The sequence below is a fragment of the Pseudoalteromonas sp. SR43-3 genome, assembly GCF_014163875.1.
GTDB classification, from domain to species: Bacteria; Pseudomonadota; Gammaproteobacteria; order Enterobacterales; family Alteromonadaceae; genus Pseudoalteromonas; species Pseudoalteromonas distincta.
Genome location: NZ_JACJEC010000011.1, coordinates 1 through 15,350, shown reverse-complemented (window position 1 = coordinate 15,350; position 15,350 = coordinate 1). Strand labels below are relative to the sequence as shown.

Genomic DNA, 15,350 nt, shown 5'->3' with positions numbered 1-15,350 from the left:
TAATCGGCAACTCTGCGGCTTTAATCATTTTTTAGCCGTAATTAATAGCTCGCTAAACAAGGCATTAGGTGGCATGGAGTTAATTAGAGGTATACACAATATTCGCCCACACCATTTTGGTTGTGTGTTAACTATTGGTAATTTTGACGGCGTTCATTTAGGCCACGCAGAAGTATTAAAAGGTTTACTTAGCGATGCTAAAGCGCATAGTTTGCCTAGCACTGTAATGCTGTTTGAACCCCAGCCACAAGAGTTTTTTGCTAAAAACAATGCCCCTGCACGGTTAACGCGCTTACGAGATAAGTTACGTTTATTGAGTGATTTAGGTATTGAGCGAGTTATTTGCATTAGCTTTAATCAGCAATTTGCAAACATGCATGCTGAGCAATTCGTTAATGAGATTTTGATTAAAAAGTTAGGTGTTAAAGCACTTACTGTTGGTGATGATTTTAAGTTTGGAAAGCAACGCCAAGGTAACTTTCACTTACTTGCTAGCATGGGTAAGCAAGCGGGCATGGATGTAAAAAGCACCGCGAGCTTTCGTCAATTAAATGCTAGAGTAAGCAGCACTTTAATACGAGATGCTTTAGCATCCGGTGACTTAGCGAGTGCTAAAATAATGCTTGGTCACGATTATGCTATTTCTGGGCGTGTTATACATGGTTGGAAAAGAGGACGTGAACTCGGTTTTAGAACGGCAAATATAGCCCTAAAACGCCAAGTGTGTCCTGTCAACGGAGTGTTTGCAGTGCAAGCAACGATTGCAGGAAAACAGATTTTTGGAGTTGCAAATGTAGGCAATAAGCCGACATTTAATGGAACTCGTGCATTATTAGAAGTTCACCTTTTTGATTTTGCACAGGATATTTACGGACAATTTATGCATGTGGAGTTAATAGAAAAACTTCGCGATGAGAAAAAATTCGAGACATTAACACAATTAACGGCGCAAATAGCAACTGATGTTGCTGCCGCTAAGCAGTGTTTTGGTTTAAATCAGGTAGCCGATAGAGACGGAATGTAGGATAAATGAGCGACTATAAACATACTTTGAACTTACCGGAAACACCGTTTCCAATGCGTGGCAATTTGGCACAACGTGAACCAAAAATGCTTAAAGCATGGTATGAGGACGACCTTTATGGTCAAATTCGCAGCGCTAAGAAAGGTAAAAAAACCTTTATTTTGCATGACGGCCCTCCGTATGCAAATGGCGATATCCATTTAGGCCACTCAGTTAATAAAATATTAAAAGATATTATTGTTAAGTCTAAAACATTATCTGACTTTGATTCACCATTAGTTCCAGGTTGGGATTGTCATGGTTTACCAATCGAGTTAATGGTTGAAAAAAAAGTAGGCAAGCCGGGTGTAAAAGTTACTGCGAGTGAGTTTCGTGAAAAATGCCGTGCATACGCTAAAAAACAAGTTGAAGGTCAAAAAGTTGATTTTAAACGTTTAGGCGTATTTGCAGATTGGGATAAGCCATATTTAACAATGAACTTTGACTTTGAAGCGAATGCAATTCGTGTACTTGGTCGAATTATTGAAAAAGGTCATTTGCATAAAGGCGCCAAGCCTGTGCATTGGTGTACAGACTGTGGCTCTGCATTAGCAGAAGCAGAAGTTGAATACCAAGATAAGCAGTCACCAGCAATCGATGTGCGTTTTATATTTGTTGATCAAGATGCTGTTGTTAGTGCATTTGATTTGGCTGATGGTCATAAAGGCGAAGGCAGTGTTGGTACTGTTATTTGGACAACAACACCGTGGACGCTTCCTGCAAACCGCGCTGTGGCTGTGCATGCCGATTTAGAGTATGCGTTAGTACAGGTTGAAGATGAAGGCGTACAACAACGTCTAATTTTAGGTTCTGAGCTTGTTAAAGATGCTATGGACCGTTTTGGTTTTAATCACTTTCACGTACTAGGGTATGTAAAAGGTGCAGCGCTTGAAAACTTGCAAGTAGCCCATCCTTTTTATGATTTTAATGTACCAGTGATTGTTGCAGAACACGTAACTACTGATTCAGGTACTGGTGTTGTACATACCGCCCCAGGCCATGGTCAAGAAGATTTCGTGGCTGGTTTAAATTACAACCTTGAAGTGGCTAACCCTGTTGGTGCAAATGGTGTTTATTTACCAGATACCGAACTTTTTGCAGGTCAGCATGTATTTAAGGCGAATGCGAGCGTAATTGAAGTGTTAAAAGAGCGTGGTGCGCTTATGCATCACCATGCGCTTACGCATAGTTACCCACATTGCTGGCGTCATAAAACACCAATCATTTTCCGTGCTACACCACAATGGTTTGTAAGTATGGATCAGGCTAACTTACGTCAAGATTCTCTTGCTGAGATTAAAAACACGCAGTGGTTACCAGAGTGGGGCGAAAGCCGTATTTCTAACATGGTTGAAAGCCGCCCAGATTGGTGTATTTCTCGCCAGCGTACTTGGGGCGTTCCTATTGCATTGTTCGTTGATAAAGACACCGGTGCGCTTCACCCAAATACTCAAGAGCTAATTGCTCAAGCAGCAGAGCTTGTTGAAAAGTCTGGTATACAAGCATGGTACGATTTAGAACCAGCTACTTTACTTGGTGAAGAAGACGCCAAGCAATACATGAAAGTGCAAGATACGCTAGATGTATGGTTTGACTCAGGTGTGTCACACGCTTGTGTAGTAGATGCACGTGAAGACTTGGTTGGTCCAGCTGACTTATACCTTGAAGGTTCTGATCAGCACCGTGGTTGGTTTATGTCATCAATGATGACATCAGTTGCTATTAATGGTCATGCACCATATAAGCAAGTGCTTACGCATGGTTTTACCGTTGATGAAAACGGCCGTAAAATGTCTAAGTCACTAGGTAATGTTATCTCTCCGCAAAATGTGATGAATAAACTAGGTGCTGACATTTTACGCTTATGGGTTGCTTCTACCGATTACACGGCAGAAATGACTGTGTCGGATGAAATATTTAAACGCTCAGCCGATCGTTACCGCCGTATTCGTAACACCAGCCGTTACTTGCTTGCTAACCTAAATGGTTTTAACCCAGAAACAGATCAAGTAGCTGTTGATGATATGGTTGAGCTTGATAAGTGGATTGTTGGCCGCGCAGCTCAGTTGCAAGACGAGATTTTAGCCGCATACGACAGCTACCAAATGCTATTAGTAACGCAAAAGCTAATGAACTTCTGTACGGGTGAGCTTGGCTCGTTCTATTTAGATGTTATAAAAGATCGTCAATATACAGCTAAGAGTGATAGCCATGCACGTCGTTCTTGTCAAACTGCGCTTTATCATATCGCAGAAGCAATGACGCGTTGGATGGCACCTATTATGAGCTTTACCGCACAAGAAATTTGGGAAGCGTTACCGGGTGAGCGTAGTGACTACGTATTTACATCAGTTTGGTACGATGGCTTACAAGCGCCAACAAATAGCCAATTTAGTAACGATGATTGGTTAGAGATTTTAACTGTACGTGACGAAGTAAACCGCTTATTAGAAGCTGCACGTAAAGAAGAAGTAATTGGTGCAACACTTCAAGCAACGGTGAATTTATTTACGGGTAAAGAGCTTGCCGCTAAATTAAACGCGCTTGGTGATGAACTGCGTTTTGTATTGTTAACATCGGCCGTAAATGTTTCTGAAGTTGATAGCCAGCCTGCAGATACACAAGCTACCGAGATTGAAGGTTTGTTCATTAGCGTTGCTGCAACAGATGCTGCTAAATGTGAGCGTTGTTGGCATTACAGCGAAGATGTAGGTGTTGAGCCTGCTCATCCTGAAATTTGTGGTCGTTGTGTAAGTAATGTTGACGGCGAAGGTGAAAAGCGTCAATTCGCTTAGGAGTTATTCTTAGTGAGCAAACTAGCCCAAAAAAGTGGTTTAGTGTGGCTTTGGTTGAGTCTATTACTTTTAGTAATAGACTTTGCCAGTAAAACACTTGTTGTAGGGACTATGGCTTATCAAGAGTCTATAAACTTACTCCCTGTTTTTAGTATTACTTATGTACATAACTATGGTGCTGCTTATAGCTTTTTAAGTGAAGCGGGTGGTTGGCAGCGTTGGTTTTTAAGTGCAATTGCCGTTGCTATTAGTGCTTTGCTTGTATGGTGGCTAAAACGCTTACCTGCTACAAATAAAGTACTATGCGGTGCTTATGCATTGGTACTTGCTGGCGCTATTGGTAATTTATACGATCGTATTGCGTATGGTTATGTAATCGACTTTATTCACGTTTTTTATAAAGACTCACATTTTCCTGTATTCAATATTGCCGATTGCGCTATTTGTATTGGCGCAGCATTATTGTTATTTGACGCCTTCACCGGCGAGAGTCCAAAGGAGCATAAAGCATGAGCCAAGCTGTAATTGGTGAAAACTCGCAAGTTATTTTCCATTTTTCTATTAAATTAGAAGATGGCTCTGCCGCTGATTCTACCAAGGTACACAACAAACCTGCTAAATTAACAATGGGTGATGGCAGCTTAACGGCAAACTTCGAAAAGTGTTTATTAGGTTTAACTGCAGGCGAAAGTAAAACGTTTGAATTAGAACCTGAAGATGCTTTTGGTCAACCAAACCCAGATAATATTTACTACGTTGACCGTAGTAAGTTTGGTCCAGAAACACCAGCTAAGGTAGGTGCAATTATTGCGTTTACTCAACCTGATGGCACTGAGCTTCCTGGTTTAGTTCGCGAAGTGCAAGGTGAGTCGGTAACGATTGATTTTAATCACCCTTTATCTGGCCAGCGTTTAACCTTTGAAGTTGATATTATTGAGGTGGAAGGTTAATGGAAATATTACTAGCTAATCCTCGCGGCTTTTGCGCTGGTGTTGACCGTGCTATTAGTATTGTTGAGCGCGCTTTAGATATTTTTGAAAAGCCAATTTATGTTCGCCACGAAGTAGTACATAACCGCTATGTGGTTGATGGACTAAAAAGCCGTGGTGCGGTATTTGTTGAAGAGCTTGATCAAGTACCTGACGACAGTATTGTTATTTTTAGCGCACATGGCGTATCGCAAGCGGTTCGCAGCGAGGCTAAACGTCGTGATTTAAAAGTATTTGATGCAACGTGTCCGCTTGTAACTAAAGTGCATATGGAAGTTACACGTGCGAGTCGCAAAGGTATTGAGTGTATTTTAATTGGACATCATGGTCACCCTGAAGTAGAGGGAACAATGGGACAATATGATAACTCAGACGGTGGTATTTATCTTGTTGAAACCGTTGATGATGTTGTTGCGCTTAATGTAAAAAATGCTGAAAATCTTTTTTACTGTAGTCAAACGACTTTATCAGTTGATGATACTGCTGATGTTATTGATGCACTACGCAATAAGTTTCCATCAATTGACGGACCTCGTAAAGATGATATTTGTTATGCAACGCAAAATCGTCAGGATGCTGTTCGTGACTTAGCTGACAAAGTTGATGTGCTATTAGTTGTTGGCGCTAAAAACAGCTCTAACTCTAATCGCTTACGTGAACTTGCAGATAAAATGGGCACTGTTGCTTATTTAATTGATGATGCAACTGATGTGCAAGAGCAGTGGGTTTCAGGTTCTAAATCAGTGGGTGTAACTGCGGGTGCATCTGCGCCAGAAGTACTTGTACAACAAGTTATAAGCCGATTAAAAGATCTTGGTGGTACGCAGGTTGTTGAAAACCCAGGCGAAGAAGAGAATATCGTATTTGCTGTTCCTGTAGAGCTACGTTAATTTAAAATTTAGATTATAGGAGAGTCGTTATGAGCAAGTCACTAAAAAATGATGGTTTGCTTTTTTCGGCTCTTTTTAATGAGCGAGGCGTATTAGCTTCGCTTATCGTTTCTCAAGTTATTGCTATTGTTTTAGCCTTTGCACCCAATGTAGAAGGAGATATTTGGCTTCGACTTGGGATCATCAGTTTGTTTATGCATTTAATTGTTTTAGTCGGTACCTCTTCTTTATACTTTTGTAGATTTTTCTTACAAACGCGCACTCAAACTTTTCAATTAAGTTTGTTTTTTATCTTTTTTTTATTATCTACATGCATTTTTAGTATTTTATTTTCCCATTTTGCTTTTGATATAGATGATACAGATAACTTAATTTATTTCACACTTCGCAATTGCATTATAGTGGCTTTGCTGGCGGCTTTATTCGTCCAATTTTTATTAATTCATTTTGAGAAAGAGCAGCAAACTAAAGCGCTTTCTCGAGCTGAGCTTGATGCCTTGCAAGCTAGAATACGTCCTCATTTTTTATATAATAGTTTAAACACCGCTGCAGAGCTTACTCATCATGATGCCGATGCGGCAGAGCAGGCTATTTTAGCATTAGCCGCCTTATCGCAGGCTGCAATGCACTCAGGAAAAAATGTATCTCTTGACGATGAAATAACGCTGAGTAAGCAATATATAGCACTTGAAACATGGCGTTTCGGTAATCGCTTAAGCGTTGATTGGCAAATACCTAATGAACTACCTGCATTGAGCATTCCTTGTTTAACCCTGCAGCCATTAATTGAAAATGCAGTATGCCACGGTGTTGAAACAAGTGAGCATGGTGCAGAAATAAAAGTAGAGCTACATATTACTACCGGCTATATAACCATGATTGTTTCTAACCCTATAACAATTTCTAATGCTCAAACTAGGCCTAATAACGGCATGGCGCTTGAAAATATTCGCCAGCGATTAAATATTTATTATAAAAATAAAGCGCAGCTAACAATTACTAATAAAAATGATGTGTTTAGGGTCAAGGTCGTTATTCCTAAGCTAATTGAGGGCAGTGTATGAACGTACTCATTGTTGATGATGAACCTCTTGCGAGATCGCGCTTAATTCGTTTGTTGGCACATGATAAAAGCATAGTTGTACAAGGCGAGGCAAGTAATGGTAATGAAGCCCTAGTACTGGCTAAAAAGCAAACGCCGGATTTGATTTTTTTAGATGTTGATATGCCTGGTATGAATGGTTTACAAGTTGCTAATGAGCTCAATAGTTTAACTCTACCTCCTGCTATTGTTTTTATAACTGCTCACCCTGAGCATGCCTTCGATGCTTTACAATTAAGCGCTGCAGGTTATTTAGTTAAACCTATTTCAGAGCAATCATTGCAAAAGGTGCTTAAGCAAGTCGGGCGCTTAAATAAAGTACATATTCAAAAACAACAAAATGTAAAAATCTCTTATCAGCTAGCTGGTACTCTACGCAGTGTTGATATAAATGATGTTTTGTATTTTAGTGCCGAAGAAAAGTATACCAAAATGATATTCTGTGGTGGAGAAGCTTTACTTGAACAAAGTCTAAAACAATTAGAGTTACAATTTCCTACACATATTTTGCGAATTCATCGCAATACATTGGTTAATAAACAAAAAGTAATTGCTTTGCATTCAAAAGCGAATGGCAATCATATGATTGAGCTACAAGGGTGCAGTGAGTTATTGCCAGTGAGCCGCCGTGAGCTTAAATTAGTAAAAAATTCGCTTTAGGCTTACCTTGCAATTAACCTCCCCTTGATTTAAATACATTTGAGTCTTAATTATCAACGGTGTTATTGAATAAACAGGTTTAATTAACCGTTTATCAACAAATATAACCGCTTGTCTTAGTCCTCATTGATTCCTCAAATAAATAACATAAACTTAAAATCAGATAATTTTTATTTGGTTTTATTATGCAATCACCTCACGTAAAAGTGCAAAGAGGCTTCACTCTGATTGAAGTGCTAATTGCATTTATTATTCTTAGTTTTGGCCTTTTAGGCGCAGTTGCTTTGCAAGCAAAAGCAAAGCAAGCAAGCTTTGATTCTATGCAGCGTGCTGCTGCAGTTGCTCTGGGAAATGACATTATTCAACGTATTCGTGCTAATGACACACCTCAGTTAGTAGCACATTATAAGAAAGACTTTACGAGTAAAACTCCCATAAGCTCATCAACAACATGCTTTGGTGGCTCATGCAGTGCTGAGCAAATTGCTTTACTTGATCTTGAACAGTGGAAACGTGCAATACAGGCCAGAAATAATACTGGCTCGTTAGATGATGCAAGTGTGTGTATAAACCCGGTTGCCGTGGCAGATACTGGAGGCAAAGGGTTTAACATTGAAGTAATTATATCATGGCAAGGGCGACAAGAGTTTAAAGCAAATACAGTTACAGGAAAAGTAACTTGTGGTGATGAAGCTAACAATAAACGCCGTTTAGTGGTTTTAACCAGTTATATATATGTGAGGAGTTAGCATGAAGCAAAAAGGGTTTACTCTTGTAGAGGTTATGATTTCGCTATTTATTGGTGGTTTGATTTTAGGTGGTGTCATGTTCACTTTTATTAGTATGAAAGTCACCACAAAAGACACTATGAGCATAGGTGAACTCCAAGAGTCTGGCCGCTTAGCCATTAATATTATGCAGCGCGATATAGAGCAAGTGGGTTTTTGGGGAACTTATTACGATGATTCATTTACTGCAGCAAACACAACGGTTACCGCGACGGGGGTAGCAGGTGATTGCTTAGAGGGAGCTAATAATGGCAGCTTTCCAGATTTAATCAGTAGTAGTAATTTTCGCACTATTTATGCAAAAACTACTAAGATCAAAGATAACCTGAATTGCATAAACGATGGCATTATTCCTGCTGATGATAAAGAGACCGATATTCTTCAACTAAAGTTTTTACAAGGTGACCCTCAATATGATGCTGTTGCTGGTACTAATACTACTAGCGATAAAATAAATTATTTTATCGCAGAACAAGAACAAGCACGCTTTGTAACTGGCAAATATACCCCGACAAATATCAATGCAACTATTTGGCCATATAGCCATCATGTTTATTATATTAAAGAAGAAGAATATGTAGTAAATAATAAAAAAATAAAAGTTCCCGCATTAAGACGAAAACGATTAGTAAATGGAAAAATGACCTCTGAAACGATAATGGAAGGGGTCGAAAATATGCGTTTTTTATTTGGATTGGACACTAATAGCGACAGTCGAGTTGATACTTATAAAAGTGCCAGCACAATTACTGCCGCTGAATGGGAAAACCGCAAAGGTATGTTAACGGTGCAAGTTTTTCTATTAATCCGTGCACTTCAACCAGACCCAGGAATAAAACTTAAAAACCAAAAATATTTTTTAGGTGAGGGAGCTGGAAAGCGAGAATTAAATTTTGATGATAACTATAGAAGAACAGTTTTTACAACAACTATTCGTTTAAGTAATGTTGGGGGTAATCTATGGAGAATCTAAAGTTGTTACCAAGTAAGCAACAAGGTGTGGTGCTTTTAACAGCATTAATTATGGTGATAGCAGTTACCGGTATTGCAGTTACTCTTATGAGTAGTAGTACGATTGATATTAAAATTACTAATGCAGCGCAAGAGCGAGAAGTTGCAGAAAATCAATTGATTGGCGAGGTGCTAAGAGTTATTGCGTCAGAAGCTAAAAAAGGTGCTGATAGTGACTTTTTTCTTACTCCAGATGAGATCGCTACAGATTCGGGGAAGCTTGATGGTGATGGTAATAAAATCACTATACCAGAGAAGGACATTACAGAGCCTGGACACGAAATGAAAAGCATAATGACGAACTTAAATAATGGTTTATTAGAACTTAATTGCCCTCGTAGTTATAGTTTTACAGCGGGTGTTTCATGCAACATGGTTCAAGTATCTACTACGATAGAATATGGCTCTAAAAGTAAGCACCAGTTAACTATAGTAACTGGTATAGCTCAAGAGATGGCCAGTACGGGTAAGGGGATTTAAGATGAAATTTAAACTTTATATAGCACTCGCTATATTATTTACATCAGCAATTAATATGCATGTATACGCTGAGGATATTGAGCTTTACGTAAATAAAGATGCTAATTCAGATGAAAAACCGCGAGTACTGTTAATTTTTGATACCTCTGGAAGTATGGCTTGGTCCTCAAGTACAGGAAATGAGTGTAACGATAGGTCAGGTAATCGAATATTATGCTCTGATAGTAGGCTTGAGGCTGCTCAGTCAGCTATGAGTCAATTGGTTGAAGTTAATAAAGATTCTATCGACTTTGGCTTGATGCGGTTTAATGGAACCGATGGTGGCTATGTTTTAAATAGAATAGGGAGTCCTCCTGAATCAATAAAATCATCAATCAATAATCTCCCAGCCGATGGTGGAACACCGTTAGCTGAAACACTATGGGAGGCTTATTTATATATAACAGGACAAAGTGTGTACTATGGCGAGCAAGTTAGTGAATCAGAGAGGGATACTATTGTTGAAAATAAAAGTATTATTGGTACGCAGTGCATAGAATTGAAGGGAAACGGGCGTTGTAAGAAGTGGCAAAATGTATATAACTACACTTATATCTCCCCTTTTGCTGATAGCGTAGCTGAAGCTAAACGTTGTGATAATTCCATCAATATTATTTATATGACTGACGGCGATCCCTCACCTAAATATGTATATAGCCGTAATTGGTGGGGGCAGTATTATCTAAGCTTAAGTTCTTCTAGTGATAATGACAGCGACGAATCAATAAGCACAGAACATAATAAATTTTTTGGTCGAGAGTTAACTCAAGAAGATTATATTGGTAGGGAGCTTGATGAAAATGACTTTCTTCATGATAACTACTTACACCAATTGGCTAAAATTATTCATGGAACAGACGACACTGTTGTCGATTTGTACCCATCTAGCCCTGAGATAAATGAAACGGGTCGTTTATATACCATTGGATTTGGTTCAGGAATGAGCGCCGAAGGGCAATATCTGTTAAAACGGGCTGCTGAATTAGGCGGGGGGAAAAACATACCTGCAACAACCCCTGAAAAATTGACAGAAGCCTTAAATCAAGCTGTTTCGGATATTAGGAGTGAAAATAGTACATTTACCTCCCCATCTGTTGCAAGTAATAATGTTGATCAAACACGAAGCGGAGATGCTATTTATTTAGCTATGTTTTATCCCGATAAATCCACTCGTTGGCGTGGCAATTTAAAAAAGTTAAAAGTATCTGGTAATACTATTATAGATGCTAAAAATAATATTGCACTTGATGATGATGGGTTAATAAATACAGATGCGGCTACATTCTGGGATGAAGATAAGTCAGCAGATGGAAACTCAGTAAAAGACGGGGGTGTAAATGCTATGTTATCAGAATTGGCGGTGGGAGATATTACGAAGCGTCAAATAATTACTGATATAGGAGATTTTACTTTTTGTGTCGATTGCGACGAAAGCGTAAGCAGCTATCTGGGGCTTAAATACATGGAAGAAAGCGATAATGTACCTTACTTTTCCGATAACGTCAGTAAAGTTAAAGTCAGAGAGGTTGAAGATCTTATAAATTGGGCTCGTGGTGAAGATGTCGATGACAAAAATTCGTCGTCATCAGTTCGCAATGATATTTTTGGTGACCCATTACATTCAAAACCCGTGGCTATTGATTATGGTGACAATGATATTCGTATTCTAATTGGCACTAATGCTGGTTTTTTGCATATGTTTAAAGATGATGATGCTAATAATAAAGTTAGTGAAAGTTGGGCGTTTATACCTTCTGCACTCTTTAACATTCTTAAACCACTTAGAGATGAGGAGTCAGGAAAAAAATATGGTATTGATGGGCCTATTGGCGTTTATTTCAATAATAAGAGCCTTAATGGTGAAGGTTTAAATGATGGAACTATTAACGCAACTAAAGGTGACCAAGTCTGGGCTGCTGTAGGTATGCGCAGAGGCGGTCGTAATTATTATGGTTTGGATATTACAAAGCCAGACTCTCCAAGTTTAATGTGGACTATTAAAGGCGGTGAAGGGGAATTTAAAAACCTTGGCCAAACGTGGTCTAAACCTCAAGTTGCTTATATAAAATCAAAAGAGAATACACCCCTTTTAATATTTGGGGCTGGTTATGATACCAATAAAGATTCGAATGATCCCGATAAAGCTAATATAAAAACTGAGGACGAAGTTGGCCGCGGCATTTATATCGTTAATGCAAAAACAGGTAAAAAAGTTTGGGCTTTAACACCTAGTGAAAACGCCTTTAAAGGAAAATATAGTATTGCTGGCGATGTAACGTTATTGGATTCTAATTATGATGGCTATACAGACCGGATATATGCGGCAGATACTGGTGGAGGTATTTGGCGTATTGATATATCAGATGAAGGCAAATTTAGTCATTTTCAGTTAGCCGATCTTGGTAATGATGCAGATAGACGTTTTTTTTACAAGCCTGTGGTGGCGAGAACTATGTTTAGTAAAGTAACTATTAAAGATGGTGTAGTCACTCGATTAGATACACCTTATGATGCTATTGTGATTGGTAGTGGAAATCGTTCAAATCCGAACGGAGCGGGCACAGCTGACGAATTATTTATGATTAGAGATGAAAATACGGTTACTAAATTATTCGAATCTGCGCCTAAAGCTATAACGCATAGTATGTTAATGGAGATAAATGATGATGAATTTGGCAGCGCTTTAAATAGTGTAACTGAGTTTGTAAAATTAGAAGATAAACTTGCGAATGATTTTGTTGGGTGGCGTTATAAACTCGCTACTGGTGAAAAGTCGTTAGCTGCGGCAACCGTTGTTGGTGGTGTTGCTTATTTTACATCTTTTACTCCGACGTTGGATTCATCAATTAAAAATCAATGTTCATTAAGTGGAGGAGGGGGCTCTCTTTACGCATTTCATTTGCACTACGGTACTAAAGTTTATGACGATCTGAAATTTGCTACAAGTACAGAGGTGCCAGATACGCCCCAACTTTATTTTGGTTCTTCATGTGCAGATAGTGATGATAACGGAAAATGCGATGATGATCCTGATGAGGAAGTAAAAAGTCAGTTTTATTTAATTGGTCCGGGCATCAAAGGTGAAAATGCTGAAAACCCGCTCCAACCACTTGAAATTACAGGCCCAGGATTAAAAGTTGTAGATGATAAAATACAACTTGTTAATGACAAAGCATTAGGGTTTGGTTTTAAAACTCAGCAAACTTATATATATAAGCATGAAGAGAATGATGAAAATATACAGAATGAAGACGATTAAGGAGGCTTAAATGATAAAAAAACAACGTGGTTTTACCTTAATTGAGCTGATGATAGCCGTTGCTATCGTCGGCATACTTGCAGCAATTGCGCTGCCTAATTATACAGAATATGTAAAACGTGCCTCACGTGCAGAGGCAGTTGCAGCATTATTAGATGCAGCAAACAAGGAAGAGCAGTATTTTGTTGATAATAGGGAATATACAGAGAAATTTACAGATTTAGGGTTGCAAGACAAAACCGAGAATAAACATTTTGAATTAACGATTAAAGTGACCGATAAAAATGCTTTTACAATCACTGCTAAACCCGTGGCAGGGCCGGTAAAAGGAGATGGTGATTGCACCGAGCTATCTATAACTGATATAGGTACTAAAGGCGCGCAAGGGGCAAAAACAAACGAAGGAAAGGATGTTAACTACTGTTGGGGAAGATAACTAGAGTTACTTTTTCTGGCATTTATCAGTTGATTTAATACGAATTCTACCCGTTTGACTTACAGATAAAGCCAATCCTTTGAGATTGGCTTTATCGCTATTAGGGCAATATATAAAAGTACCATTTTGAAAACCATTCAAAGAACCATCAGGACGAAACGTAATTGCGCTGCGAGGGTATTTAAGACTGTCAGCTTCATGGATCTCCTCAAAAGTACTTAAGAGGAGTTCATCATCATCTAACGAGGTTGATTTATCTTTGTCGATAAAGAGTGACATTTGGCCATTCCACTCGTCCTTTGTACATTGACTGTCTTTTAGTGCACAAAGCGTGACGTAAGTAGTATTTTCAATGGCATATAAACGGCCATAATTTATATTTCGGTGTAGGAGGTTTACGTGGTTATCTAAGCGGTTTTTAGCTAAAAAATCTGGGTAAAACCACATAGATAATTGGCTGATAATACTGACAACAGCCATAGATACCATTAATTCGAGAAGTGTTACTCCCTTACTTTTTGATATTGATAATCTCATCCTTGAAGACCTGAGTTAATAAATGATTAACTCAGTCTAGTAAATGATACAAATATGACAAGATATAATTGTACGTTTTTTAATCACACTTTTCAGTGGTGTCACCAAGGTAAAAAGCAGTACCAGATACTGATACATTCAGCGCTTTATTGTTTTCGTTGTCATTATTGGGGCAGTATACAAAGCCCGTAAAGCTACCTGAGCCAGCTAAACTTGTCGTAATACGACCGCTAGTATTAAACCGAAGGCTATTATTACCAGAGAATTTTATTCTATCGCTAGACGGAGTTTCTGACATTACACGTAATAGACTATCATTTGCGCTTTTATAACTTCCGTCATTATCAGTATCTATAAATAAAATAACGGTATTAGTTGATGCCCATTCACTTTGGCATGTGAGACTTGAGCTACTACTTGTAACTGTATTGGGAGCAGGGCATACAATGACTATTTCATCCGTACTTGCAGCTTGAGCACGGGCGTAGCTAATATTTCTTTTTAATTCCAACAAAAAGTTCTCAGCTCTATTTTCTTCTAGCATATCGCTACTATTCCAAATTGCAATTGATGCAATGATCCCAACGATAGCAACGGTTACCATGAGTTCTAAAAGGGTGAACCCGTTTTGTTTGTTTTTCATATTAATCTCATTTACTGCTAGTCATTTAAGTATAGCTATTTTTATATAATAAATTATACCACGATCGGTTGTTTTATCACCGTAATTCAATCGCTTTGTTTGCTATGAACATCATGATTGTCTAAAATCGAGGCAACTGAAGCTTTCAAAAGTAATTAATATGAAAAAAATAGAAGCAATTATCAAACCTTTTAAGTTAGACGATGTGCGTGAAGCGTTGTCTGATGTAGGTATTACGGGGATGACGGTAAGCGAAGTTAAAGGCTTTGGACGTCAAAAAGGTCACACAGAGCTATATCGTGGCGCAGAGTATATGGTCGATTTTTTACCTAAAGTAAAACTTGATATTGTATTGACTGATGAAGATGTAGACCGTGCAATTGAAGTTATTGTAAAAACGGCGCAAACAGGAAAAATCGGTGATGGTAAAATATTTGTCACAGATGTTGAGCGTGTAATACGTATTCGTACTGCAGAGGAAGATGAAGAAGCGATTTAAGCTTGTTTTTCTATGTAGTTAAAAGGCGCTTTAGTAAGCTGTCTCTTATACACAAATCCCTGCTAAGAAATTAGCGGGGATTTTTTTGAACTAAATCTCAATGTCATGATCAGATCTTCAAATCTTGTTTGAGGGCACATTATGATTAACGAACATACT

15 protein-coding genes are annotated in these 15,350 nt (G+C 38.5%); 13 read left to right on the top strand and 2 right to left on the bottom strand.

Translation table 11 applies throughout. The features are described from left to right. The first annotated feature begins 73 nt into the window (after window positions 1-73). The 12 genes from ribF to H5088_RS13050 all read left to right on the top strand — a co-directional run bounded on the left by ribF (window position 74) and on the right by H5088_RS13050 (window position 13,512). Complete coding sequence (gene ribF / locus H5088_RS13105; RefSeq protein ID WP_024596625.1) at window positions 74-1,024, top strand: bifunctional riboflavin kinase/FAD synthetase; 951 nt, start codon at window positions 74-76, stop codon at window positions 1,022-1,024. A 5-nt stretch (window positions 1,025-1,029) separates the two neighbouring features. Continuing rightward, window positions 1,030-3,858 carry an isoleucine--tRNA ligase gene (gene ileS, locus H5088_RS13100; RefSeq protein ID WP_182753187.1) on the top strand — a complete coding sequence of 943 codons (2,829 nt, stop codon included), beginning with the start codon at window positions 1,030-1,032 and terminating at the stop codon, window positions 3,856-3,858. A gap of 12 nt (window positions 3,859-3,870) precedes the next feature. Further along, window positions 3,871-4,371, top strand: coding sequence for a signal peptidase II (lspA, locus tag H5088_RS13095; protein ID WP_002958230.1), 501 nt, complete (start codon window positions 3,871-3,873; stop codon window positions 4,369-4,371). After that, complete coding sequence (gene fkpB / locus H5088_RS13090; RefSeq protein ID WP_002958231.1) at window positions 4,368-4,808, top strand: FKBP-type peptidyl-prolyl cis-trans isomerase; 441 nt, start codon at window positions 4,368-4,370, stop codon at window positions 4,806-4,808. The genes lspA and fkpB overlap by 4 nt, the downstream gene beginning before the upstream one ends. Next, the gene (gene ispH, locus H5088_RS13085) at window positions 4,808-5,737 is read left to right on the top strand and encodes a 4-hydroxy-3-methylbut-2-enyl diphosphate reductase (RefSeq protein WP_002958232.1); all 930 of its coding nucleotides are present in this window, start codon (window positions 4,808-4,810) and stop codon (window positions 5,735-5,737) included. The genes fkpB and ispH overlap by 1 nt, the downstream gene beginning before the upstream one ends. 29 nt (window positions 5,738-5,766) lie before the next feature. Next, window positions 5,767-6,801, top strand: a complete 1,035-nt coding sequence (locus H5088_RS13080; RefSeq protein ID WP_002958233.1) for a sensor histidine kinase — start codon at window positions 5,767-5,769, stop codon at window positions 6,799-6,801. Further along, complete coding sequence (locus H5088_RS13075) at window positions 6,798-7,499, top strand: LytTR family DNA-binding domain-containing protein (RefSeq protein ID WP_024596571.1); 702 nt, start codon at window positions 6,798-6,800, stop codon at window positions 7,497-7,499. The genes H5088_RS13080 and H5088_RS13075 overlap by 4 nt, the downstream gene beginning before the upstream one ends. A 185-nt stretch (window positions 7,500-7,684) precedes the next feature. Then, the gene (pilV, locus tag H5088_RS13070; RefSeq protein WP_182753185.1) at window positions 7,685-8,248 is read left to right on the top strand and encodes a type IV pilus modification protein PilV; all 564 of its coding nucleotides are present in this window, start codon (window positions 7,685-7,687) and stop codon (window positions 8,246-8,248) included. A 1-nt stretch (window position 8,249) separates the two neighbouring features. Then, complete coding sequence (locus H5088_RS13065; RefSeq protein WP_182753182.1) at window positions 8,250-9,260, top strand: PilW family protein; 1,011 nt, start codon at window positions 8,250-8,252, stop codon at window positions 9,258-9,260. Then, entirely contained in the window at window positions 9,248-9,778 is a 531-nt protein-coding gene (locus tag H5088_RS13060; RefSeq protein WP_033021816.1) for a type IV fimbrial biogenesis protein PilX, read from the top strand. The genes H5088_RS13065 and H5088_RS13060 overlap by 13 nt, the downstream gene beginning before the upstream one ends. Window position 9,779: 1 nt before the next feature. Continuing rightward, window positions 9,780-13,076: a PilC/PilY family type IV pilus protein gene (locus H5088_RS13055; RefSeq protein WP_182753180.1), complete on the top strand. Its 3,297-nt coding sequence runs from the start codon at window positions 9,780-9,782 to the stop codon at window positions 13,074-13,076. 10 nt (window positions 13,077-13,086) lie between these two features. After that, complete coding sequence (locus H5088_RS13050) at window positions 13,087-13,512, top strand: type IV pilin protein (protein ID WP_220488875.1); 426 nt, start codon at window positions 13,087-13,089, stop codon at window positions 13,510-13,512. Window positions 13,513-13,518: 6 nt separating this feature from the next. On the opposite strand, the gene H5088_RS13045 is transcribed toward H5088_RS13050, so the two are convergent. Then, the gene (locus H5088_RS13045) at window positions 13,519-14,049 is read right to left on the bottom strand and encodes a GspH/FimT family pseudopilin (protein WP_182753178.1); all 531 of its coding nucleotides are present in this window, start codon (window positions 14,047-14,049) and stop codon (window positions 13,519-13,521) included. Between the two features lie 79 nt (window positions 14,050-14,128). Then, on the bottom strand, window positions 14,129-14,692 hold the full coding sequence (locus tag H5088_RS13040; RefSeq protein ID WP_024603774.1) for a GspH/FimT family pseudopilin: 564 nt from the start codon (window positions 14,690-14,692) through the stop codon (window positions 14,129-14,131). Between the two features lie 160 nt (window positions 14,693-14,852). On the opposite strand from H5088_RS13040, the gene glnB reads away from it, so the two are divergent. Beyond that, on the top strand, window positions 14,853-15,191 hold the full coding sequence (gene glnB / locus H5088_RS13035; protein ID WP_002962211.1) for a nitrogen regulatory protein P-II: 339 nt from the start codon (window positions 14,853-14,855) through the stop codon (window positions 15,189-15,191). The last annotated feature ends 159 nt before the right edge of the window (window positions 15,192-15,350 follow it).